The organism is Maribacter sp. TH_r10 (assembly GCF_033101095.1).
GTDB lineage: Bacteria > Bacteroidota > Bacteroidia > Flavobacteriales > Flavobacteriaceae > Maribacter_A > Maribacter_A luteus.
Genome location: NZ_JAWMPY010000001.1, coordinates 929,856 through 954,491, shown reverse-complemented (window position 1 = coordinate 954,491; position 24,636 = coordinate 929,856). Strand labels below are relative to the sequence as shown.

23 protein-coding genes are annotated in these 24,636 nt (G+C 39.2%); 9 read left to right on the top strand and 14 right to left on the bottom strand.

Annotated elements, in window-relative coordinates; all coding sequences use genetic code 11:
* The first annotated feature begins 78 nt into the window (after positions 1-78).
* Both R3X28_RS03995 and R3X28_RS03990 read left to right on the top strand, forming a co-directional pair.
* Entirely contained in the window at positions 79-2,334 is a 2,256-nt protein-coding gene (locus R3X28_RS03995; protein ID WP_317662571.1) for a tetratricopeptide repeat protein, read from the top strand.
* Positions 2,335-2,463: 129 nt separating this feature from the next.
* Positions 2,464-3,120, top strand: coding sequence for a hypothetical protein (locus tag R3X28_RS03990; protein ID WP_317662569.1), 657 nt, complete (start codon positions 2,464-2,466; stop codon positions 3,118-3,120).
* 74 nt (positions 3,121-3,194) lie between these two features.
* On the opposite strand, the gene R3X28_RS03985 is transcribed toward R3X28_RS03990, so the two are convergent.
* The 3 genes from R3X28_RS03985 to R3X28_RS03975 all read right to left on the bottom strand — a co-directional run bounded on the left by R3X28_RS03985 (position 3,195) and on the right by R3X28_RS03975 (position 8,325).
* The gene (locus tag R3X28_RS03985; RefSeq protein ID WP_317662567.1) at positions 3,195-4,868 is read right to left on the bottom strand and encodes an AAA family ATPase; all 1,674 of its coding nucleotides are present in this window, start codon (positions 4,866-4,868) and stop codon (positions 3,195-3,197) included.
* A gap of 173 nt (positions 4,869-5,041) precedes the next feature.
* Positions 5,042-7,234, bottom strand: a complete 2,193-nt coding sequence (locus R3X28_RS03980; RefSeq protein WP_317662565.1) for an acylase — start codon at positions 7,232-7,234, stop codon at positions 5,042-5,044.
* A gap of 50 nt (positions 7,235-7,284) precedes the next feature.
* Positions 7,285-8,325 (bottom strand): TPM domain-containing protein, encoded by a 1,041-nt coding sequence (locus R3X28_RS03975; protein WP_317662563.1) that lies wholly within the window; start codon positions 8,323-8,325, stop codon positions 7,285-7,287.
* A 162-nt stretch (positions 8,326-8,487) separates the two neighbouring features.
* On the opposite strand from R3X28_RS03975, the gene R3X28_RS03970 reads away from it, so the two are divergent.
* On the top strand, positions 8,488-10,224 hold the full coding sequence (locus tag R3X28_RS03970) for an ABC transporter ATP-binding protein (RefSeq protein WP_317662561.1): 1,737 nt from the start codon (positions 8,488-8,490) through the stop codon (positions 10,222-10,224).
* Positions 10,225-10,244: 20 nt separating this feature from the next.
* On the opposite strand, the gene R3X28_RS03965 is transcribed toward R3X28_RS03970, so the two are convergent.
* The 7 genes from R3X28_RS03965 to R3X28_RS03935 all read right to left on the bottom strand — a co-directional run bounded on the left by R3X28_RS03965 (position 10,245) and on the right by R3X28_RS03935 (position 15,183).
* Positions 10,245-10,484 carry a NifU family protein gene (locus tag R3X28_RS03965; protein WP_154363032.1) on the bottom strand — a complete coding sequence of 80 codons (240 nt, stop codon included), beginning with the start codon at positions 10,482-10,484 and terminating at the stop codon, positions 10,245-10,247.
* A gap of 8 nt (positions 10,485-10,492) precedes the next feature.
* Positions 10,493-11,626 carry an Mrp/NBP35 family ATP-binding protein gene (locus R3X28_RS03960; RefSeq protein ID WP_154363034.1) on the bottom strand — a complete coding sequence of 378 codons (1,134 nt, stop codon included), beginning with the start codon at positions 11,624-11,626 and terminating at the stop codon, positions 10,493-10,495.
* Between the two features lie 117 nt (positions 11,627-11,743).
* Positions 11,744-12,079 carry an MGMT family protein gene (locus R3X28_RS03955; protein WP_317662558.1) on the bottom strand — a complete coding sequence of 112 codons (336 nt, stop codon included), beginning with the start codon at positions 12,077-12,079 and terminating at the stop codon, positions 11,744-11,746.
* On the bottom strand, positions 12,076-12,705 hold the full coding sequence (locus R3X28_RS03950; protein WP_317662556.1) for a LysE family translocator: 630 nt from the start codon (positions 12,703-12,705) through the stop codon (positions 12,076-12,078). Before R3X28_RS03950 ends, R3X28_RS03955 begins: the two co-directional genes overlap by 4 nt.
* A gap of 3 nt (positions 12,706-12,708) precedes the next feature.
* A complete protein-coding gene (gene trmB / locus R3X28_RS03945; protein ID WP_317662554.1) occupies positions 12,709-13,380 on the bottom strand; it encodes a tRNA (guanosine(46)-N7)-methyltransferase TrmB in 672 nt (223 codons plus the stop codon).
* A gap of 58 nt (positions 13,381-13,438) precedes the next feature.
* Positions 13,439-14,497, bottom strand: coding sequence for a sensor histidine kinase (locus R3X28_RS03940; protein WP_154363042.1), 1,059 nt, complete (start codon positions 14,495-14,497; stop codon positions 13,439-13,441).
* Positions 14,497-15,183 carry a response regulator transcription factor gene (locus tag R3X28_RS03935; protein WP_317662551.1) on the bottom strand — a complete coding sequence of 229 codons (687 nt, stop codon included), beginning with the start codon at positions 15,181-15,183 and terminating at the stop codon, positions 14,497-14,499. Before R3X28_RS03935 ends, R3X28_RS03940 begins: the two co-directional genes overlap by 1 nt.
* A 241-nt stretch (positions 15,184-15,424) precedes the next feature.
* On the opposite strand from R3X28_RS03935, the gene R3X28_RS03930 reads away from it, so the two are divergent.
* The 3 genes from R3X28_RS03930 to R3X28_RS03920 all read left to right on the top strand — a co-directional run bounded on the left by R3X28_RS03930 (position 15,425) and on the right by R3X28_RS03920 (position 17,270).
* Positions 15,425-15,733, top strand: a complete 309-nt coding sequence (locus R3X28_RS03930; protein ID WP_154363045.1) for a T9SS type A sorting domain-containing protein — start codon at positions 15,425-15,427, stop codon at positions 15,731-15,733.
* 175 nt (positions 15,734-15,908) lie between these two features.
* Positions 15,909-16,232, top strand: a complete 324-nt coding sequence (locus tag R3X28_RS03925) for a T9SS type A sorting domain-containing protein (RefSeq protein ID WP_317662549.1) — start codon at positions 15,909-15,911, stop codon at positions 16,230-16,232.
* Positions 16,233-16,289: 57 nt separating this feature from the next.
* Complete coding sequence (locus R3X28_RS03920; RefSeq protein ID WP_317662547.1) at positions 16,290-17,270, top strand: acyl transferase; 981 nt, start codon at positions 16,290-16,292, stop codon at positions 17,268-17,270.
* Between the two features lie 19 nt (positions 17,271-17,289).
* On the opposite strand, the gene tyrS is transcribed toward R3X28_RS03920, so the two are convergent.
* A complete protein-coding gene (gene tyrS, locus R3X28_RS03915; protein WP_154363052.1) occupies positions 17,290-18,585 on the bottom strand; it encodes a tyrosine--tRNA ligase in 1,296 nt (431 codons plus the stop codon).
* A 103-nt stretch (positions 18,586-18,688) separates the two neighbouring features.
* Here tyrS and R3X28_RS03910 point away from each other — a divergent pair, with 103 nt between their 5' ends.
* Positions 18,689-19,696, top strand: a complete 1,008-nt coding sequence (locus tag R3X28_RS03910) for an NAD-dependent epimerase/dehydratase family protein (protein WP_154363054.1) — start codon at positions 18,689-18,691, stop codon at positions 19,694-19,696.
* On the opposite strand, the gene R3X28_RS03905 is transcribed toward R3X28_RS03910, so the two are convergent.
* The 3 genes from R3X28_RS03905 to R3X28_RS03895 are packed head-to-tail and all read right to left on the bottom strand — an operon-like array spanning position 19,677 to position 22,176.
* Positions 19,677-20,105 carry a DUF4296 domain-containing protein gene (locus R3X28_RS03905; RefSeq protein WP_154363055.1) on the bottom strand — a complete coding sequence of 143 codons (429 nt, stop codon included), beginning with the start codon at positions 20,103-20,105 and terminating at the stop codon, positions 19,677-19,679. The two genes, R3X28_RS03910 and R3X28_RS03905, sit on opposite strands and share 20 nt — an antisense overlap.
* Positions 20,105-21,445, bottom strand: a complete 1,341-nt coding sequence (locus tag R3X28_RS03900) for a dihydroorotase (RefSeq protein WP_154363057.1) — start codon at positions 21,443-21,445, stop codon at positions 20,105-20,107. Before R3X28_RS03900 ends, R3X28_RS03905 begins: the two co-directional genes overlap by 1 nt.
* A gap of 2 nt (positions 21,446-21,447) precedes the next feature.
* Positions 21,448-22,176 carry a polyprenol monophosphomannose synthase gene (locus tag R3X28_RS03895; RefSeq protein ID WP_154363059.1) on the bottom strand — a complete coding sequence of 243 codons (729 nt, stop codon included), beginning with the start codon at positions 22,174-22,176 and terminating at the stop codon, positions 21,448-21,450.
* A 133-nt stretch (positions 22,177-22,309) separates the two neighbouring features.
* Between R3X28_RS03895 and R3X28_RS03890 the strand changes: the two genes are divergently transcribed.
* Together R3X28_RS03890 and R3X28_RS03885 are read left to right on the top strand one after the other, a co-directional pair.
* The gene (locus R3X28_RS03890) at positions 22,310-23,977 is read left to right on the top strand and encodes an ArnT family glycosyltransferase (protein WP_154363060.1); all 1,668 of its coding nucleotides are present in this window, start codon (positions 22,310-22,312) and stop codon (positions 23,975-23,977) included.
* Positions 23,977-24,633, top strand: coding sequence for a DUF4271 domain-containing protein (locus R3X28_RS03885; protein ID WP_154363062.1), 657 nt, complete (start codon positions 23,977-23,979; stop codon positions 24,631-24,633). Before R3X28_RS03890 ends, R3X28_RS03885 begins: the two co-directional genes overlap by 1 nt.
* The last annotated feature ends 3 nt before the right edge of the window (positions 24,634-24,636 follow it).

Genomic DNA, 24,636 nt, shown 5'->3' with positions numbered 1-24,636 from the left:
AATTCGAAATTGATAGAAAACCCCAAAACAAAATTAGGATTTACATTATTTCTTTTCTTCAATAGTATGCTTTATACAATGAACATTTTTTTTCGCATAATTACAATACTCGCCCTAATAGGTTTTATATCCTGTAAAGAGGACAAAAACCCGGAGTACGTTGAAATTCCCCCTGAAAACCTGGGCGATATTTTTGCATCGACCGATCAGATTCCCGATGCTGATTTTTTGGGGGATGATGCTTGTAAAAAATGTCATGCCAAAGAGTATAAAGATTGGGAAGGGTCCCATCACGATAAAGCTATGCAATTAGCCAACAGGGAAACCATATTGGCCGATTTCAAAGGAGAAAAATTCACAAGTCAGGGGGTTACATCAAGGTTTTATACCAAAGGAGATGATTTTTTCGTGAATACGGAAGGCCCCGATGGAAAGTACCATGAGTATAAAATAATCTACACTTTCGGGCTTACCCCTTTACAACAATATATCGTTGAATTTCCAAAAGGCAGATACCAATGTCTTAGAACTGCGTGGGACTCAAAAAAGAACAAATGGTTTGACCTATACCCCGATTTTAAGGTAGTTCACTCAGAGTGGTTGCATTGGTCCCGGGGCGGACTTAACTGGAATACCATGTGTTCCGATTGCCATTCGACCAATGTTAGGAAGAATTACGATCCGAAGACCAAATCCTTTGACACCAAATATGCCTTGATCAATGTTAGCTGTGAAGCCTGTCACGGACCTGGAAAAGAGCATGTAGATCAAGCTACCCGACTAGGGGAGAATTACAAGGCCATGGGCACCATGCAGATGACCGCAAAAACGAAACCCAAAGAACTGGTGGATCAATGCGCCAGATGCCATATGCGCAGGGAGCAAATCTCGGAACAGTTCAATTTCGAGGGGACTATGCTAGACCATTACTATCCGCAATTGATTAACGACAGGTTCTATTTCACAGATGGCCAAATTCTGGATGAAGATTATGTCTATGGTTCCTTTGTACAAAGTAAAATGTACCAGAATAATGTAAAATGTTCCGATTGCCATAATTCACATTCCCTAGAATTAAAGTTTAAAGGGAACGACTTATGTGCCCAATGCCATTTTCCTGATAAATACGATACTCCAGAGCATCATTTTCATGAAGTGGATTCTGAAAGTGGACAATGCATAAACTGCCATATGCCCGGGCGTTATTATATGGGTAATGATTTTAGAAGAGATCATAGCTTTAGGATCCCGAGACCCGATTTAAGCCTAAAATATGATACCCCGAATGCCTGCGTTGGCTGCCATAAGGACAAGGACAATGAATGGGCCTGGGCAGCTTTCAAAGAACAGTACGGCGAGCCGGATTATGAACACTTTTCCGAATTATTGGCACCGGGCCTTCACGGCGACCCAGATGGTAAGAAAGCCCTTTTAAAACTAATGCATGACACCCTTCAGCCTGAAATCGCACGGGCATCCGCGATAAACGGAATTCAATATTATATCAATGCGAACGACCTGAACGACCTAATGACCTTTTTAGAGGACTCCTCCCCTATGGTCAGAGGTGCAACCCTAGACGTTTTAAGCAATATCAACACAACGGAATATGCCAGTTACCTATACCCTTTATTGAAAGACCCAAAAAGATCGGTACGTGTTAAGGCCTTTTATGCCTTGGGCGACCTAAAGGAAAATCAAATTCCGGCATCCTATAAAACAGTATATACCAGAGTGAAGGAAGAATTTACCTCCTACTTGAACGCTACTTCCGATTTTGTTGGGGGATTGGCAAAAAAAGCCAGTTATTACCTTAAACAAGGCGACTTGGCACAGGCAATAGTAAACTATGAAAAAGCATTGGAAATGGATCCCTTGAACAATATGGTCAGAACCAGTTTGGCCAATCTTTATTATAGAAATGGAGAAATGGAAAAAGCTGAAAGTGCATTTAAAACCATAATAGACCAAGAACCGACATACGGCCCAACTTATTATTCTTTAGCCCTTTTATTGGCCGAACAAGGAAGAAATAAAGAAGCGATTTCTGAGCTTGGGAAAGCCATTGAATATATGCCACAAAACATGCGGGCATATTATAATCTGAGTTTACTTTATGACAAGGGAAATGAACGGGTTAAAGCCAAAAATACATTGTTGAAAGGACTGGAAGTTGCCCCCACAAATGAAGACTTATTATACACCTTGGCTTTTTTCTATTCTAAATATGGGGAAACCCAGAAGGCCAAAGAAATTGGTGAACGACTGATTCAATATTACCCCAACAATTCAAATTACAAGGCATTCATGCAACAATTGCAAGCCGTAAATTAAACCCTTTCGATAATCTATCAAGATAATTATCACACATACCGATAAACAACTTAACGAAATTAACAGGCCTTTAAGTCCCTATGGCAGGGTAATTGCTATCTTTATTCCAAAATTTACGGTATAACAACAATGAAGATAAGGCCTGTACTATTTTTTGCTTTTTTAGTGATGCTGTCTTTGAACATGGCCGCACAGACCGATATTCCAAATACCACCCCTTTGGAAATAGGTGCCATGACCACCCCTGACAACAACAATAATACATCGCAAGGAGCTGCGTTGAACATACCATCTATTATCGACCCAAAACCAAATTTTAATCTTAGGGACTCATTGACGACCGTACCGGTTAATATGAATCTTGATAATGGAATGCTACAAGCAGGCCATGATTTGAAGATCGATCCAAAAGTTGGCCGTTCGGAACAACAGGGTGGATCAAAAGAAAAATTCGGGGATCAATATTTGGGAGATATCAAAAACAATGGAAAATTCGTAGGTATCGTTTGTCGTGACCATGAATATGTTGATGGTGACCGGGTAAAAATCTCAATGAACGGCGAAATCGTAGACTACAATGTGCTTTTAACCGCCAGCTATAAAGGAATAAACGTAGACTTGGAAAAAGGTTTTAACCGTTTGGATTTTGAAGCACTTAATGAAGGATCCGCCAGCCCTAATACCGCACAAGTAGATGTTTATGATGATCTAGGAAACCTTATTTACTCTAACAAATGGCTATTGTCAGAAGGCTCTAAAGCTACTTTGATCATTACAAAAGAGTAGTCTTGGGTAGTCCTTGATTCACGAACCATTGGTAATTAGGTTACAGCGCTCACTGCACAACACATTTCTTTCATCTACAAAAAAGCCAATGCCAATTTAATATCCTCATAATCAACTTTTCCATTGAGTGCAGTATGTAGCGGTTTTAAACTTGTGGAATCCTCTTTTAGTTTCTTTTTGGCTTTCGCGACCTTTTCTAACAATACAGCATCCGGTTTGTAAAAATCAAGATCTTCGTTCGGAAAATCTTTTCGCAATCGGATTAAATGACCAGCAATGGTCCCTTGTGACAATCCACGTTCTTCTGCGATTTTTTCCAATAGCATTTTTTGTTTTAAATATCCCAAGGTAACTTCATAGGTAGATTGTTTTTTTACCTTCTTCCCATTCAGTTTTTTGGCGTGTTTTTTTATTTCCTCAATATTCGTAAGTCCACCACAGGCCTTTATAAAATCCTTCGTTTCCACTTCCAAAGATTCAAAATCATTCTCGTCATCTACGATTTGTGAAAGTTCCTGAAAACGTAAATCGGCCTTAAGCGCCAATCCATCAACCTTTAGGGCCATTTCATTAAATCCTGAAAGTTGTAAATTTTCAATATCCCTTAATCGGGAAAGTGCAACATAACCCTGCCCTCTTTCAAAGGTTTTCGATAGATCTATCAATGCGCTGTCCAAAGTCATACCCTGACATTTATGAACGGTAATGGCCCATGCCAATCGCAGCGGTATTTGATCCAAGCTTGCCAACACCTTACCAAAATCGTCATGTATGCCCCAAGTCTCTTGTTTTACGGTTATTCGCTTTTTATCGAATGTCATTACAATAGGAAATCCCTCGTCAGTAAAATCGATAACCGTGCCCAAAGTGCCATTTACATAGCCTTGCTCAGGATTATTGCGGACGAACATGACCTTAGCATCTATCTTTAACTCAAGAAGCTCATGGGCCAAAACGGATTTCTTCAAAGTCTCTACCAACTTTTTATTGCCTTTGGTAGAGGCCTTGAACTTTCTGGCACGTCCTGTCAATTTATCCAGTTCTATATTATTCAGCTGGTCTACATCGGCATTATGGGTAAACAATTTGGTCGGTGTTTCCTTTTTATCCAAAACATTTGTCCCCGCTTTTTTAAGTAGTTCTATACTTCTAGGTGAAATATTTGCCGATCTAATCTCACCTAAGATTCCGTTTAGGACATTATCTTCTTCTTGGCGATATTGCTCGGTCAAATAACAGATTTTTAAATCTGCAGAAAGCCATGCCTGGGACATGAATGAAAATTTGTCCTTACTTTTCTCATCGTAATTTCCAATAGGAGGTAATTGGAAAAAGTCGCCACATAAAACAATCTGAATACCCCCGAAAGCCCGATTGTCCTCTTTAAAAAAACGAAGCACCTCATCGACCATATCCAATTGGTTTTTATGCAACATTGAAATCTCATCAATGATAAGGATCATGGACTCTTCCAAATGTTTTTTAAGATACTTCTTCGTACGCATGGTCACCAAATTGGCCCTGGTCAATCTTTCCTTAATCCCAAATCCCGCCCATGAATGTATGGTCATTCCATTCATGTGGGTAGCGGCAATCCCCGTAGATGCGGTAATTGCCACAGGCACCTTACGCTCCTTTAAATAAGAGATATATTTATTGAGCACATAAGTCTTTCCTGTACCGGCAGAACCGGTAAGGAAAACATTTTTGCCCGATTTTAAAAGAGCCAGAGCTTTTTCTTGTTGCATTATAGTCAGATTTGAACTACTTCTTAATAAGCCATTTTTGACGTATTCATTTTTGGAAGATATCCATTAAATCACTAAAAACATACCACTAGATACATTTGTATTGTCTACGGTCGATTTCTATATTTTTAATCATGCTGTATTCATAACAATTCCTTAGATAAATACGGTGATTACCTCTTTTCACCTGGCTTATAAGTCTCTTTTGAGTTCTTCAATACATCAGCCTTATAAAAAGAAACCTCTTTGAACTGCATATCAGCATACCGTTGGGCCTGATCATTGAAATGAGGCGAATTGGGATCACCACTCTGCCCACCGGCCAAAATACTTTTGGCCTTTACCTTTTCACCAAATTCCACTACGGCAACAAAACTATTGCCCCGTGTACCATATATTTTCTTGGTATTATTGGTATACCTAGCCCCGTAAGCCGCCAATGCCCCCCAACGTCCGGAGGCGAACCCGATCGGAATACTGGGTTTAGCATCATCAAAAGGTTGGCGAATAGCTCCATTAATTCGTTGATAACGGTTCACTTCTCCCCATGACATTTCCCAAGTACCAAAATCTTTTTCCAATCCGGATATTACCGAATCGAATAGATTCAGAATTTCCTCTTTTGGAACGTACTTTTTTAATTGATCGAACAATTCCATTTGGGTAGGTTTGTTTTCCATCATAACCGAACTTCTCCAATTTAAAACTTCAGTACCGAAGTAATGAGCCAAGGTCATGGCTTTTGATTCTTTAGACGTTTTAAAATCCCACTTACGCAAAACATCGATAGCTTCCCCTAGACCAGGATGTTTTTCTTGCTGTTCATCATAAGTCTTGATCAAGGCCGGAATCAATTTCTCAAAAGCGGGCAAATAAGGATCATGGGCTAAATCGATCAAGCTGTCCAAAGTAAAGTCTTTTTTATCCTTTAGAAGGTTTATGGCGTGTACGCCCCGAAAGTTCTCCCGGTCAATTGACATATAATCGGGATAATTTTCTTTTTTAGGACTAAACTCCATCGCAGCCGTAAAAGGTGTTGAATTACAATTTTGAAGCCAACCGTTTTCAGGATTAAGCAATAGGATATTCTCTTCTACGGTATGCAAACCTTGCCAATCGGTTTTAGGGTTACTACCATCAACAGGCTGGGAATAATCAAATTGCGTATCTCGCTTAGGCACGAAATTACCATGATAATAAGCAATGTTACCTTCTGCATCGGCATAAACGGTATTGTTGGATGAGTTGGTTCTAATATCCATCATTTCACGAAATCCTTTATAACCATCCTGTTTGGTTCTGATATAGGATTGCTCCAAGGCCTTGACCGGTTGCCACATCATGGCAGAGGCCGTCCATTGCCCAGCAACCATGTGGGTAATAGGGCCATGGTGCGTATGATATGCTGGAAAGGTTTTCTCCTTTATGGCATCGCCCTCTTTATATTTCAAGGTTATCCCGGATTCCTTTACAGGCCGCAATTCTTCCCCATATTGGTAAAGGAGGTTGTCTCCGATTTTAACAATAGACTCCTTAAATTCGTCCATTACATCGGTATAGGTAGAGGTATGCATCCAACCGGTTTTTTCATTAAAGCCTTGATAAACGAAAAATTGTCCCCATGTAACCGCGCCGTAAGCATTGAGTCCTTCTTCACTGACCACATGTACTTCACCCCGAAAATAAAACGAGGTATGTGGATTAATAAGAAGCATTGCATTACCGGATCTTGTCAACTTCCCTGAAATGGCTATTCCGTTAGAACCCTGTGGTTCGGCCATTTCCTTTTCCTTTTTTATTTGCAGTTCCTCTGATTCAGGAATCTGCATACCACTTTCATAAAAGGCCTTTATTTTTGAAGTGGAAATACGTTCAATATCACCTCCGATAGAACCTTCACTGAAATACATAGGCATCCATGGTTCAAAATGGGTCAATAATCTAGGTTGCACTTCTGGGTGTGTATGTAAATAATAATTTATTCCATCGGCAAAAGCATCACATAGTTTCTTTAACCATTCCGGACTATTCTCATAATTGGCCTTGGCCTCTTCTTCGGTCATGAACAATTTGGCACGAAGGTCACTATAAAGGGCATCTTTCCCCTCTATTTCGGCCAATCGGCCAGTGGCCCAAATATAATTTTGCTCCACTCGGTTAAAATCATCCTCGCATTGTGCATATAACAAACCGAAAACAGCATCGGCATCGGTCTTACCATAAATGTGGGGAACCCCAAAGTTATCGCGTATAATCTCAACATTAGTCGCTTGCGCCTCCCACCTTTCCAATTCGGTATCGTTTCGATTTTCTGTCTTACAAGCCACAATCAATATACATGACAACAAGCAAATAATTCTTTTCATAGATGTTCTTTTATTGAATATTCCTTTGGATTTATAAATGTAACCGATTTTCACCAGCTTCCACTAGCCCCGCCACCACCAGAACTGCCTCCGCCACCGGAGAACGAACCGGAACTACCACCAGATGAACCAGAACTAAATGAATGCGTTCCAGAAGAAGAGAATGTTTTCCTATAATATGTTTCATCATTTTTTAACCAAGATATACTCAAGTCTTCTTTGCCGGAAATTTTAAGTTTTACAAAGGCTATGATCGCGGCTATGCCAAAGAAAGGCACTAGAAGCCAAAATAAAACAGAAGGTTCGTCAAATGGTTTTGCCAAAAGAACGCGGTCAGGCTCATAAATACTGGAAACAACAACTAGGGGAACGATTACAAAGACCAAACTAAACACGCTAGAAAAAGACCCTGCAATAAGCATGAACAATCCGGGGACCACCCCCAATTTACCCATAAAAATACCCCTGAAAACTTCTATGATATTTTTATAGGTTTTAAAGAAAAAAAATCCGCCTACAGAAATGAAAATCAATAGGAAGATACCCATAAATACATAGCTGATAAATTGGCCTTTCTTCCCGTCATCCTCTATTTCCTGTTTAAATTCGGCCAATGCATCGGGGTCATTCAAAAACTGGATCAGTTGGTTCGATGCTTCATTAACGCCTTTAAAATAATCCCCCTCTTTGAAATTGGGAATCATAGTATTTCTAATGATTCTTGAGGCCACGGCATCTGTGATATAAGGCTCCAACCCATATCCTACTTCTATTCTCACTTCCCTATCGCTTTCTGAAAACAATATAAGCAAACCATTGTCCTTACCTTTTTGACCGATTCCGTTTTGATTGAAAAGTCCATTGGCATAAGATTCAATAGTATCAAAACCCAATTCCTCAATAGTAACCACTACAAACTGATTTGTGGTTTTTTCTTCAAAATCCGACAAACGTTGATTTAAATCCAATACTTGATCGGGAGTAAATACATCGGCACTATCGGTAACATAATCACGGAGTTCATAAAACTGCTGTTGGGCATTGGAATAAAATGACACCAATAGAAAAAGAAAAAATGTTTTTTTAAGCATACGATAGAAATCCTGAACTCAAATATAAAAACCTTTATCGATACATCGCATCAATATCAAAACCTATTCTAGATTCTCTCAAATCTTAAGAATTGAAGTAACTTGCGAAAGTTTTGCAGGAAAAAAAAGATTGAAGTTGGCAAAATACCAAACAAAACACCTATGCCCGAAAAAAAAGTAAGTATCCTAACTGCCTTTAAAACAATTATTTGGCCAAGACGTAATCTCGTTTTCATTGGTCTTTTACTGATTGTCATAAGTAGGGCAGCAAGCTTTGTAACACCTGTTGCCTCTAAATATTTAATCGATGACGTTATTGCCAACAATGATGTGGAAATGCTTAAAGTGTTGGTGATTGTTGTTATTCTGGCAATTCTTGTCCAGGCGGTCACCTCATTTTTATTGACCAAGATCCTAAGTGTACAGGCTCAATATATGATTTCGGAATTAAGGGCACAAGTACAGAAAAAAGTGCTTTCGCTACCGATCAGTTACTTCGACAATGCCAAATCGGGGGCTTTGGTTTCCCGTATCATGTCTGATGTTGAAGGGGTCAGGAACCTCATCGGCACAGGTTTGGTTCAGCTCGTTGGTGGAATAATCACTGCTATCGTTTCTTTGGTCTTATTGCTTAGGATCAGTCCGAGCATGACACTATTTACTTTTGTCCCGTTGACCATTTTTGGAATAATAGCCCTAAAAGCATTTAAAATAATTCGCCCCATATTTCGAAATCGCGGTAAGATCAACGCAGAGGTAAAAGGACGATTGACCGAAACCTTGGGCGGCATTCGTGTTATCAAAGGGTTTAATGCCGAAGAACAGGAGCATAAAGTATTTGAAGCCGGTGTGGATGAATTATTCCAGAATGTAAAGAAAAGCCTGACCACTACAGCGTTTATGACCAGTTCATCAACCTTTTTGATCGGTTTGGCAACCACGGGTGTAATGGGTTTTGGTGGCTATAAGATCATGCAAGGCGAACTGAGTATAGGGGATTTATTAATGTTCACCGTATTATTGGGAACTATGGTTGCGCCTATCGTTCAAATGAGCAATATAGGAAGTCAGCTGACCGAAGCCCTTGCTGGGCTAGACCGTACGGAAGAATTGATGAACATGGCTCCCGAGGCCGATGAAGAGCAACGAACAATTGTTCTGGACAAAGTAAAGGGTGACATGGCTTTTGAGAATGTTTCTTTCGCTTATGAGGAAGACAAGGAAGTGTTGCATGGTATATCGTTTGAGGTAAAATCCGGATCGGTGGTGGCTTTGGTCGGGAGTTCGGGTTCCGGAAAAAGTACCATTGCCGGTTTAGCCGCTAGTTTCCTTAACCCACAATCCGGTACTATTACGATTGACGGAAAAGATATGGCCCAAGTAGATCTCAATAGTTTTCGCCAAAACCTAGGTGTGGTATTACAAGACGATTTCTTGTTCGAAGGCACTATTCGTGAGAATATTTTGTTCCCAAGGCCCAATGCAAGTGAAGAAGAACTACAGAGTGCGGTAAATGCTGCCTATGTTAATGAATTCACCGATCGTTTTGATGACGGACTCGATACGTTGATCGGAGAGCGTGGAATTAAACTTTCAGGTGGGCAACGCCAACGAATCGCAATTGCCAGGGCCGTACTTGCCGATCCGAGAATATTGATATTGGATGAAGCTACCTCTAATTTGGATACTGAAAGTGAAGCCCTGATCCAAAAAAGTTTAGCCAAACTAACCGAAGGGCGTACAACGTTTGTTATCGCACACAGATTGAGTACGATTAGGAAGGCCAATCAAATCTTGGTTATAGAAAACGGTGAGATTGCCGAACAGGGAACCCATGATGAACTTATAGCAAAAGAAGGCAGGTACTTTAACCTCTTCACCTATCAAGCGAGAATTTAGAAATTCAATATAACGATGAACTAATCTATATTAATGACCTCTTCAATTTGTGGGGCATATTTCTTTATGGTCATCTCTACCCCGCTTTTCAGGGTCATCTGATTAACACTGCAGCCCACACAGGCCCCTTGTAACCTTACTTTTACAGAAGTGTCATTATCTATTGAAATCAACTCAATATCGCCCCCGTCACTTTGAAGAAACGGACGGATTTCCTCTAAGGCTTTTTCAATATTGATTTTTAATTCATCCGAATTCATAGGCATTTCTATTTAGCTGTAGAACAACCGGCCATGGTCGTTATCTTTATAGCCTCGGTAGGAGGCATGTTTTCATTTCTATTTACCAATTCCTGAACAACGTTCTTGGTAATATCCTCAAATGCAGTTGCAATTGGGGTAGACTCCTGTAATGCTGCCGGACGGCCAACATCACCTGCTTCACGAATACTTTGTACCAAAGGAACTTCTCCCAAGAAAGGTACATTCAAATCCGTTGCCAAATTCTTGGCACCTTCCTTACCAAAGATATAATATTTATTGTCAGGTAATTCCGCGGGTGTAAAATAGGCCATATTTTCAACAACACCCAATACAGGTACATTAATGGTTTCTTGTTGGAACATCGCCACTCCCTTACGTGCATCGGCAAGGGCTACCTCTTGGGGCGTACTAACCACCACAGCACCGGTTACAGGCATGGCCTGCATAATACTCAAGTGAATATCCCCGGTTCCCGGAGGTAAATCGATCAACAAGAAATCTAGATTGCCCCAGTGTGCATCGAAAATCATCTGGTTCAGTGCCTTAGCGGCCATTGGGCCCCTCCATATAACGGCCTGATTGGCATCTGTAAAGAATCCTATGGATAATAATTGCACCCCATAATTCTCTACCGGTTTCATTTTTGACTTGCCATCGATAGTAACCGCCAAAGGTTTCTCTTGGGCAACATCGAACATTATCGGCATAGAAGGCCCATAAATATCGGCATCTAACAAGCCTACTTTAAAGCCCATTTTTGATAGGGTAACGGCAAGATTGGCAGTTACGGTAGATTTACCTACCCCACCTTTACCTGAGGCTACGGCTATAATATTTTGGATGCCAGGAATTGGTTTCCCTTTTATTTCATTTACCTTCGGATTTGCAGGAGCATCAACCTTTAGGTTTACTTTTATTTTGGCCTTTTCATATACTTCTTGATGAATTATCTTAAGAATTTCGACTTCGGTTTTTTTACGTGCTTGTAGACTTGGATTATTAATGGTAATATCCACTTCAACCTCATCTCCGAAAATCTGTACATTCTTTACTGCACCACTCTCTACCATGTTCTTACCTTCTCCCGGAACGGTAATCATTTCCAGAGCTTTTAAGATATCTTGCTTATTCAATTTCATAGCGATTATTGTTCTTAAAATAAATTCATTCTAAACAACAAAGATACGCCTTAAGGCCGAGAAGCTAAAGTTATTACATTGAAAAGTGGAGCGAAGCCGGGGATGATTCCTGTGGTATTATCCCAACTCCTTATATGGATCCCAAAAATATTTTTCAAAATCGACGATTTGATTGTCCACAACCTGTACACCCTCACTTTCGAGCAGTTGTTGCATAAGGTTTGTACCGTCAAAATGATGCTTTCCCGTAAGCAACCCAGTTTTATTCACAACACGGTGAGCCGGCACATCTGGCATATTATGCGACCCGTTCATTGCCCAACCAACCATTCTCGCACTACGGGCGGCACCAAGGTATTTGGCAATGGCACCATATGAGGTAACCCTACCATAAGGGATGAGTTTTGCCACTTCATATACCCTGTGAAAAAAATTGCTGTTATCGGTTTTCATCGATTAAAGATTCTGTAGATGGTGATCAACAAAAGCACCACCATCAATATACTTAGAATATAATTGGAATTCCTTGAAAATCGGTCGGTCTTGTTCTCCAATTTATTGAAATACACCGTGTACATATAAAGGACTGAAAAAGTACCTCCGCCTGCGGCCAAAACAAAGACAACGATATCCCATACTTCGAATTTTATCCATCCGGAAGCATTCCACATGATATTGAGCCCGCTGTAATAAGGTATGGTCAACAAATTAATGGCCGCCAACAACATTCCTTTAAAGAAGCTATTTCTTTTACTAATATTAACTTCTTTAATGACCTTCTTTTTATTGTTCTTGGCAGCCATAAAAAAATAAATGGCCAAAAAAGCGAATACGAGAACGGCTATTTTAAGCAAAACCTCAACTACGGTCGGGTTTCTATGTAAATATTTGGAAATATAAACCGCTATTACCGCCTGTATCATAATCATGGTCGATACACCAAGACTAAAGATCACACCATTCAATTTTCCTTTTTCAACACTGGTCTTTGCAGCATTCATATTCAAAAGGCCCGGAGGAACCGTAGCCATGAAAGCAGCCGAAAATGTTGCGAAAAATAGAATTAGAAGGTGTTGCATGGGTTAGTTTATCCTAAACTTGATATAGGTGATTGGTTTTCCCTGTTCAAGATACTGCTTTTCGTAGAAAGTCTGAATAGATAACACTTCTTTTGGGCTTCCTTCATTCTTATATACATCGTGGTTCGCATAGATTACTTCCCGACCGGTACCGTGCAAAAGCCCTAATGTATACCCGTGCATAAACTCACTATCCGTTTTTAAATGCATGAGTCCATTATCCATTAATACCTCCGCATATTTTTTTAGAAAAACCTCATTGGTCATTCTATGCTTAGTCCTTTTATATTTTATTTGGGGGTCAGGGAAGGTAATCCATATTTCGGAAACCTCATTTTTACCGAATATCTGATCAATGAGTTCTATTTGCGTACGAACAAAGGCAACATTACCCATCTCTTCTTCAATAGCGGTCTTTGCCCCTCTCCACAAACGGGCTCCCTTTATATCGATACCGATAAAATTCTTATTCGGATACATACGGGCCAGACCAAGGGTGTATTCACCTTTACCGCAACCCAGCTCTAGCACTATCGGATTGTCATTCCCAAAATGATCGCTCCAATTATCTTTAAGGGTAAAGATCCCTTCCTCAATTTCCTTACGATTGGGCTGAACCACATTTTTGAACGTCTCGTTCTCCCTAAATCTCTTTAACTTGTTCTTGCTCCCCACGGCATATTGAATTTATTCCAGCGGCAAATCTAGTAAAATAGTATTTGGGAAAACCAAATTAAGCCTCGTTTTCAGAATGGCTTTTTTCCAAAGTAAAGGAAAACTCCGAACCTACACCTTCTTCACTCTCTACATAAATCTTTTCTCCGTGTACTTCGATAATGTGCTTAACTATGGAAAGTCCCAGACCGGACCCACCTTCTGCCCTGCTCCCGCTTTGGTCTACCCGATAAAACCGCTCGAACAATCTTGGAATATGATGTGGGGCAATACCTTCACCATTGTCGGTGACGCGTACAATGACCTTATTTTTTATCAAATTTTCGACACTAACTTCCGTGGTACCGTTTTCTTGTCCGTATTTTATGGAGTTCACCAATAAATTGGTCAACACCTGTTGGATCTTATCCCGATCGGCGTGTACCATTATCGGTTCTTTATAATCCATATCGAAGGTCAATACGATTTTCTTTTTGGCCGCCTTCATTTCAAATAGATCAAAGACGTTTTGGATAAGTTCAATGATATCGAAGTCGACAAATTCCAGATTTAATTCCCCAACTTCGAGTTTGGTGATCATATCCAGGTCCTTTACAATATAAATAAGACGTTCTACCCCCTTATTGGCCCTTTGTAAATACTTTCGGCGTACATTCTTATCATCCATCGCCCCGTCCAACAAAGTTAAAATGTAACCTTGAACAGTAAAAAGTGGCGTTTTTAATTCATGGGAGATATTACCGAGAAAATCCTTTCTATAAGCCTCTCGGATATTAAGGGTATCTATTTCGATTTTTTTGTCTTTAGCGAACTTTTCAATTTCCGCTGTAAGCGTTTTCATATCGGTAGTTATGGGACCCGAACCAAAATTGGTCGATTCTAAAAGGGCCACATCATCATATATTTTTTTTATCCTGCGATAAATGAATCTTTCTATCCGAAGTTGAAGTATAATGAAAGTACATATAAACACGCATATCGAAAATAACCCTAACAGCAACAAATATTCGACTTTAAAAAGCCATAAAAGAAATGCTAGTAGCAAAGTAGTGCAAATGGTGATATAACACGCCGACCTTAACGCAAATCGGTAGGATTTTTTTAAATCGGCAGCCATTAGAGCACAAACTTATAGCCTACGCCTTTAACGGTCTTAAAGTGTTCATCCCCGATTTTTTCGCGCAATTTCCTAATGTGTACGTCTATGGTTCGCCCACCTACGACAACTTCATTGCCCCAAACCTTATTCAAGATAACCTCTCTTTTAAAAACCTTGTTCGGTTTTGAGGTTAGTAACGACAACAATTCGAACTCTTTTCTTGGCAAGATAATTTCGGTACCATTGTTCACAATCTTATATTCTTCACGATTGATTACAATATCGCCCACTTTAAAAATCTCCTCGGCGGCTGAAGTATCTTCTTTGAACCTTCTTAAAAGCGCCTTTACCTTACTCACCAATACCTTTGGTTTTATAGGCTTTGTAATATAATCATCGGCACCTGCATCGAACCCAGCCAATTGGGAATAATCTTCCCCACGGGCAGTAAGGAACGTAATGATCGTATTTTCTAGACCTGGGCTCTTTCGAATGATCCCACAAGCCTCAATACCGTCCATTTCCGGCATCATCACATCTAGGATAATCAAATGTGGTAATTTTTTCTTTGCCAAGGCAACACCTTCTACCCCATTTTTGGCCGTAAACACCTGATAACCCTCTGCGCTTAGATTATACCCTACAATTTCCAGGATATCAGGTTCATCATCAATCAATAAGATTTTTAGATCTTTCTTTTTCATTTGTTCGATAGATTCATTACATGCATAAAAGTAAAGATAATACTATTACAATGAAAGGTTTAAAAAGGGTTCATATTGGTAACGTTATCATAACGTTTAACTTACCATTTGTCAATACTCCGTTCATCCAAGAAAAATATTGTGCATTTCATCGATCTTTTATAGGAATCATACTTCTACTCCAATCATGGGTTACATATATTATTATATTTGTGGCATACCGTTTGCGATAAGTATTTATATGAAGAAACTTTACGTTGTATTCTTTTTTCTTTTTATTTCTTTAGGCTATGCACAGGATGCAAAGCCAAACGGGGATATTATGGGCTTTAAATTATACCCCAACCCCGTCACAAACGGCAAAGTCTACATTGTTACCAAAGAAAAAGCCCCGAAAAAAATACTGATTTTTGATGTGTTGGGAACGCAGGTTATGGAAACTACATTACTTAGGGAAGAATTGAATGTTTCCGAATTGGATGCCGGAGTATATGTACTTCGTGTTTTTGAAAAAAATAAAATAGCCACCAGAAAGCTGATTATTAAATAGTTATTCGGAAAATACACCCTAACACCCCAAAAACCACATTCGATGAACTGCATAAATCATCGACGAAACACGTAGTTTGATTCATTGACCTACATTTAATCGAATTTCACAACATTTCTATTTTGTAAGTATCCTCTTTCAGTATCTTTATAGTGTTGATCCCAAATCAATACCAATGAAAAAACTCTACCTACTCCTATTTATGGTGTCCTCTATTGCACTTTTTGCACAAGAACCTGTGGATTATGCCTTTGTTAAAAATATGGAAATCCCAGGATTTAAACTTTATCCCAATCCTGCTTTCGAAGATGTCGTTTACATAAATACCAAAAAGAACGGAAGAAAAGAAATCATTGTATATGATGTTTTCGGGGAAGTGGTCCTCACCGAGAAAATCTTGAACACCCAATTGAACATATCTAGATTGATTCCCGGGGTTTATGTACTTCAGGTAACAGAGAACAACCATACCATTACCCGTAAATTAGTGGTAAAATAAGCCCATTTTTAAAACAAATGATTTTGTCGTATCATTACCTTTGTTGTCAAGAGAACAATGATCGATACTACACAAATTTTCAATATCAACTCCGAAGAAGAGTTTGAACATATTGCCCTTGATGTTTTTAGGCACCAGCTAAAGAACAATCCGGTATATGGGGAGTTTTGTCTTTATTTAGGCAAAAACCGAACTAATGTAATTGAACTGAAGCAGATACCCTTTTTACCGATAGACTTTTTCAAGACCAAAAAAGTGGTTTCTTCCCAAAATAAAGAACAAATTATATTCTCTAGTAGTGGAACTACAGGTCAGGTTACAAGTAAACACTATGTGACCGAATTAAAGCTCTATGAACAGAGTTTCTACAAAGGATTTACCCATTTTTATGGTGATGTATCAGATTATTGCATTTTAGCTTTACTACCTTCTTATTTGGAACGTAGTGGATCTTCCTTGATCTATATGGTCAATGATCTTATAGAAAAGAGCCAACATCCTGAAAGTGGGTTCTATTTGGATGAAATAGAAAAGCTGACAAAAACCCTAATGCGTTTAGATAAGGAAGGAAAAAAAATATTGCTCATAGGTGTTTCATTCGCACTACTTGATTTGGTCGAAAACCACTCCCTAAAACTAAACAACACCATAATCATGGAAACCGGAGGTATGAAAGGCCGTCGAAAAGAATTGATCAGGGAAGAACTGCACGATATCTTAAAAAGAGGGTTCGGTGTCGAAAAAATACATTCAGAATACGGAATGACCGAATTACTTTCACAAGCCTACTCAAAAGGAAACGGTATTTTCAAAACACCTCCTTGGATGAAACTGTTGATTCGGGATACCGAAGACCCATTAAGCTATCTCAATGATGGAAAAACCGGAGGCATTAATGTAATTGACCTGGCCAATATCAATTCGTGTTCGTTCATTGCCACACAAGATTTAGGGAAAAACCATGAGAACGGGCTTTTTGAAATCTTGGGTCGTTTTGACAACTCCGATATTCGTGGTTGCAACCTTATGGTGGTGTAAAAGAAACTGGGAAATCCCGTTAATCGGCGACCAAAACAAAATAGTTCTTTTTACCGCGCTGCAACAAGACATATTTATTGTTAATGAGGTCTTCGGCAGTAATAAGGTAATCTTCTTTTACTTTTTCCTTGTTCACCGAAATCGAATTCTGCTTCAATTCCCTTCTAGCTTCCCCATTAGAACCTAAAAACCCTGTTTTGGCAGCCAAAGCCCCTATCATATCCAATCCACCATCCAATTCGGACATTGCGATATTCGCTTGCGGAACTCCTTCAAAAACATCGAGAAAAGTCTTTTCATCCAATCCCTTAAGGTCTTTAGAGGTCGATTTTCCAAAAAGGATAGTACTGGCCTTTTTGGCATTGTCCAAATCTTCTTGGGAATGCACCATGACCGTAATCTCATCGGCCAAACGCTTTTGCAGTACCCGTAGATGAGGAGCCTCGGCATGTTCGGTAATCAAACCTTCTATTTCATCCTTGGTCAAGAAGGTGAATATCTTTATATATTTTGCTGCATCATCATCAGAGGTGTTCAACCAATACTGATAAAATTTATAGGGCGATGTCCTGTTAGGATCCAACCAAACATTACCACCTTCCGTTTTACCAAACTTGGTGCCATCGGCCTTTGTAATCAAAGGACACGTTAAAGCATAGCCTTTACCACCACCTATACGCCTAATTAGCTCAGTACCCGTGGTTATATTGCCCCATTGGTCGCTACCCCCCATTTGAAGCGTGCAATTATTTTGCTGATATAGATGTAGAAAATCATAGCCCTGCACCAATTGATACGTAAATTCAGTGAAAGACATACCTTCTTTTGACTCGCTGGACAATCTTTTCTTCACGGAGTCTTTCGCCATCATATAATTTACAGTAATATGCTTACCAACGTCCCTGATGAATTCCAAGAAAGAGAAGTTCTTCATCCAATCATAATTGTTGACCAATATCGCTGCATTTTCAGCATCACTATCAAAATCCAAGAACTTGCTTAATTGCGCTTTTAAAGCCTCTTGATTCGTACGCAAGGTTTCCTCGTCCAAAAGATTACGTTCTTGCGATTTACCCGATGGATCCCCGATCATACCCGTTGCACCTCCTAATAAGGCATATGGCTTATGACCGGCCAATTGAAAATGGCGAAGCATCATTACCCCTACCAAGTGTCCAATATGCAGTGAATCAGCAGTAGGATCAATACCTACATATGCGGATTGCATTCCCGTCATTAAGTGTTCTTCGGTGCCAGGCATGGCATCATGTAACATTCCCCTCCATCCTAATTCTTCAACGAAATTTGTGCGCATTTCAAAATTTATTATGATAACAGCTGCAAATATAAAAGGAATTACATTGCCTTTCCCTATTTGAAATTGGTTTTATTAGACTTCATTTACCTAAATTTGGAACATGGTTTTGGTAACAGGTGGTACAGGATTGGTAGGGGCGCATCTTTTGTTGCATTTACTCCAAAACAATACAAAGGTACGTGCAATTTATAGGGATGGCAGCAATTTAAACCGAGTGGAAAAAGTCTTTTCCTACTATACCGAAAATGCTTCCGGACTTTTTGGGCAAATCGAATGGGTTTTGGCCGATATCAATGACATTCCGGCCTTGGATATTGCCTTTAAGAATATCGATTATGTGTACCATGCTGCGGCCATGATCTCATTTGACCCAAAGGATTATTACAAACTGAAAAAAGCTAATGTCCAGGGTACGGCGAATATCGTAAACCTCTGTCTCTCGAATTCCATTAATAAACTTTGTTATGTAAGCACTATCGGGGCCATCGGAAAAAGTTTAGAGGGGCAGAAAGCCAATGAAAAAAATGATTGGGCAGGCCAGGATGCCAATGTGTACGCCCTTACAAAATACAGGGCCGAAATGGAAGTTTGGCGAGGGTCCCAAGAAGGGTTGGATGTTGTTATTGTAAATCCGGGGGTGATCATAGGTCCGGGATTCTGGGAACAAGGCAGTGGCAATCTCTTTACAACCGCCTATCGGGCAAGGGATTATTATCCCCCCAGTGGTACGGGTTTTATCACCATAAATGATGTTGTGAAAATAATGGTTGAATTGATGCAGTCGAAAATCATTAACCAACGATTCATTGCTGTCTCTGAAAACATGACTTACAAAGATATATTAACACGACTTGCGAATGCCATTGATAAAAAGGCCCCATCAAAAATGTTGAGATTTTGGCAGTTACATCTACTCCGTTTCTTTGATTTCTTCAGCAGTTCAATAACGGGTAATAAAAGACGAATAACGAAGAAAACAATAAATTCATTAAGAAATACCGAAATTTATGACAATGGTAAAATCATGGAAATGTTAGGTTTTGAATTTGAAAACCTAGACGAATGCATTCTGTTCTGTTCTGAAAGATTCAGGGAAGAGTATCCTTAACCTTGTTCAAAGTACGTTTTTTAATAGGACTGTTTTTCAACTTACTCTGTTGTAACAAACTATCCTTTGTTTCCTTTTCTGCAGCTACGCGTTCTTTCTCTTTATCGAGCAACTCCTCTACTTGCTTATATATTTCCTCGTACTCTCTGGGCAAGGAAGCATAATAGTTGTCGCTGTTTACGAATTGTAGGCTATCAATGCCATATTTTTCAAAAATATAGTTCGTAGGTTCTATATTGTTTTCAATCAATTTACTTTCATTGGCATTCTTGGCCGCATTTAAAATGGCCATATCATTTAGAATATTGACCATTTGATCTTTGGGAATTAAATCATCCGGTTTCTTGATCAATTTTTCACTACAGGAAAAAAAGAACAAAACAAATGTTATGGCAATAAGTTTTTTCATTACGGCCTATTGAATGTTAAGCGTTTTGCATTCCGTTCCCCGGAGAACTTCCCTTCTTCGTAGGCCAAATGACCGTTTACGAAAGTGTGGGTAACCTTTGATTTAAAAATAGTTTCATCAAATGGAGACCAACCACATTTGTAGGCAATATTATTTTTCGATACCTGCCAGGAGTCATTCAAATCAACAAGTACCAAATCGGCAAAATACCCTTCCCTGATAAAACCCCTTTTTTCGATTTCAAATAATTTTGCGGGATTATGACACATCTTTTCGACAAGTTTTTCCAAAGAAATAACACCTTCATGATACTTTTGCAACATAGCAGGCAAGGCATGCTGAACCAATGGCCCGCCTGAAGGGGCTTGGGTATACACATTACTCTTTTCCTCTAAAGTATGTGGGGCATGATCTGTAGCTATTACATCTATTCTATCGTCCAGAAGCGCATCCCAAAGCTTAGAGCGGTCCTCTGCCGTTTTCACGGCTGGGTTCCATTTGATCAAAGTTCCCTTAGTGTCATAATCAGCATCAGAAAACCAAAGATGGTGAATACAGACTTCCGCCGTTATCTTCTTTTCCTCTAACGGAATGTCATTCCGGAACAAATCGGTCTCAATTCCCGTTGACAAATGGAAAACATGAAACCTTGCACCGGTTTTCTTTGCAAGGGCAATCGCTTTCGAAGAAGAAAGATAACATGCCTCGGCACTACGGATCAACGGATGGTATTTTACCGGAATATCGTCTCCGTATTTTTCTTTGTATAAGGCCAGATTTTGTTTAATGGTAGATTCGTCCTCACAATGTGCGGAGATTACCATTTCCGTATTCCTGAAGATTTTTTCAATGACTTCCTCGTCATCGACCAACATGTTCCCTGTAGAAGATCCCAGAAACAGTTTTATTCCCGAACAGGCATTCCGGTCAAGTTTTTTTATTTCTTCTAGGTTATCATTGGTTCCACCGAACAAAAATGAATAATTGGCAAAGGAAGTTTCCGCTGCAAGTGCGAACTTCTCCTCCAACTTTTCTATGGTCGTTGTTTGGGGTATGGTATTGGGTTGCTCCATAAAAGTTGTGATTCCTCCCGCTACTGCAGCCCTACTTTCAGAGGCTATATTACCTTTATGGGTTAAACCGGGTTCACGAAAATGCACTTGATCGTCTATAACCCCCGGAAGTAAAATACGGCCGGAAGCATCTATGACCTTCGCAGTTGAATCACTAATAGAGCCGTCTATTTTTACAATCAGATCATCCTCAATAAGAACATCGGACTCATATATCCTGTTCTCATTGACAATTTTTGCATTTTTTATCAGCACCCTAGTAGCCATAATCAGAATTTATTTTTTTGGAAAATACTTTTTAACTTCATTTTCATGACCCCGAAAACGGCCTCACTTATAATAGAAGAACTCATTTTCGATTTCCCCTTTTCCCTATCCTTGAAAATAATCGAGACTTCCTCGATTTTATACTTTTTCAAATGGGCCCTAAACTTCATTTCAATCTGAAAAGCATAACCCACGAACCGCACCGAATCAAGATTGATATTTTCGAGAACATGCCTTCTGTAACATACAAATCCGGCTGTGGGATCGTGCACACGCATACCGGTAATTAATTTTACGTAAAACGATGCCCCATAAGACAATAGAATACGGTGTAGCGGCCAGTCAACGACATTGACCCCTTTTTTATACCGAGACCCTACGGCCACGTCTGCCCCATTTTCACACGCCTTAAGAAGTCGAAGAAGATCCGTCGGATTATGGGAAAAATCCGCATCCATCTCAAAAATATAATCATACTTGCGGGCAATTGCCCATTTAAACCCGTGAATGTAAGCGGTACCCAATCCGGATTTTTCATGCCGAACCTCAACGAACAATCTATTTGGGAATTCTTCCTGCATCCCCTTCACGTGATCAGCAGTGCCATCAGGTGAATTATCATCTACGATAAGTACATGAAAATCTTTCTTTAACGCGAAAACGGCCCTAATTATGGCATCTATATTCTCAATCTCGTTATAGGTGGGGATAATGACCAAACTACCTGCCATAATCTTATTTCAATTTTCACAAAAATAGTATTTTAAAACCTCTCGAAGAATTTGAACCAGCTATTTATCATTTTTTTTAACCTTTGGATACCACCTATAATTTGTAATTTTGCGGCTAAACCAACAATTCTTGATGTCATTTAAATTACCCAAACTTTTTCTTTATGTATTAGGTGCCATATTGGTACTGAACCTATTGCAGGCCTTTTTTACGCCACTGATTTTTGATGAGGCATACTATTGGCATTATGCCAAAGAATTGGCATGGGGGTATTTTGACCACCCGCCCATGGTGGCTTTAATGATCAAGATCGGTAATGTATTTTTCAATGGTGAATTGGGGGTTCGTTTCGTTAGTTGCCTTTTATCGATTGGTACGTTCATTCTATTATGGTTGGCCATTGACAACCCGGCAAAGAAAAAGTACATACCACATTTTTTTGCGTTGGTTTTTTCCATGACCTTGCTTAATGCCTATGGTTTTTTCACCCTCCCAGATACACCTCTACTCTTTTTTACGGCCTTGTTTTTATTGGTATACAAACGTTTTATAGCAAAACCATCATTTATTCTTGCAATTTTCATGGGCATTGTCATGGCCGCACTAATGTACAGCAAATACCATGCGGTCCTGGTAATATTCTTTGTATTGCTATCGAATATTAAATTGATTCTCAATAAATATGCATGGCTTGCTGTAATTACGTCATTAATCTGCTATACCCCACATTTTATATGGCTGTACGAACATGATTTCGTATCGATAAAATACCATCTTTTTGAGCGACCCAATGCCCCATATAACTTTAACAAATACACTTTAGGGTTCTTAGTGAACTTAGTTGCGATTTTCGGATTGACATTCCCATTTGTCTATTATGCACTGTTTAAAAGCAAATCAAAAGACCTTTTTACAAAGGCCCTTCTATATTTGACCTATGGTGTCCTGATTTTCTTTTTCATTTCTAGTTTTAACAGAAGGGTACAGACCCAATGGATAATCGTAGTATCGATACCAATGGCTATTTTAGTGTACAATTATATGCTAGAGAATGGTAAAATTCGTAAATGGATCTATAGACTTGGCATTATAAACATTGTCATTATCCTATTCCTTAGGGTAGGTTTGATCTACGAGCCTTTATTTCCCGTGAATTACGAGACACATGGCAATAAAGCTTGGATGAAAAAAATACAATCGGAGGCTGGTGATAATCCCGTTGTATTTGAGAATTCTTACCGAAACGCCCCCATGTATGCCTTTTATACCGGGAAAACCTCATTTTCGCTAAACAACATCCATTACCGCCAAAACCAGTATTCGATAGATGATTCTGAAAAAGCGGTTCAACACAAGAAAATACTCTATATTTCAAAATACCTGAAAAAAAACAAACTAGCGTTCCCTAAGAAAAGTGGAAGCATTTATTATGGTGTTTTCATAGATGATTTTGAGTCCTTCAGAAAACTACGATGCATCGTTAACGATGAAAAATTCGAATTGAACGATACGGAACATTCCGTGACCGTATATAATCCTTATAAAGAGGATATCGGGTTGAGCAAACTAAAGTTCGCCATTGCTTATTTGAACGGTTCAAAACAATTCCAAGAATTGATTCCCATCGATTTAGTTCCCGAGAATGATAAAATAACCCAGCTATCAGCCAATGATTCAACCCTTTTTACGTTTAAACTACCAAAACCCAAAACAACCAATTTGCCAAAGTATTTTAAAATGGTGATTTCAGAGAATGATTTGCAATACGGGTTGAACAGCAATACAATTGAATTGGATTGATGGAGGCCGTCCTAAGAAACATAACACCCAACGATTGGATAACCGTATTGGTCACTCTTAGCCTTGTGTTCCTTGTAGTGGCGAAAAGCGCCTTCTATTCCAGATTCTTGAATTTCATCATTTTACCATTTAACAATAAGTACATTTTCATGTACAACAAAAAGGAAAAACTTGTTAATTGGTTCAATCTGTTCTGGGGACTGTTCCTCATCATTAACTTTTCTATTTTTGTATACTTTGCCAAGGATGTTTTTATCGAATCTACAAACACCCCAGATGCCAAGGCCTTTCCTTGGATTATCGGGCCCTTGGTACTCTTTCTTTTCGTTAAGTTGGGATTGCAGTTGGGCAATGCCTATATTTTTGGCATTCAAAAAACGATTACCGAGGTCGTATTTAAGAAGTTGTCGTATTTTAATTATAGTGGCATGATTATGTTCTTCGCAAATATCATCCTTTCCTATATTCTTATAGACTCCCAAATTGTAGTTTACACGGCTATTCTATTGATTCTTTTATTGAATATAATTGGCTGGATAACAATTCTAAGGAATTATCAAAATTTGATCACAAGCTATTTTTTCTATTTTATTTTGTACCTTTGCGCTCTTGAAATTGCTCCCCTCATCCTCATAGGGAGCTACCTAAAAAATTAGGAT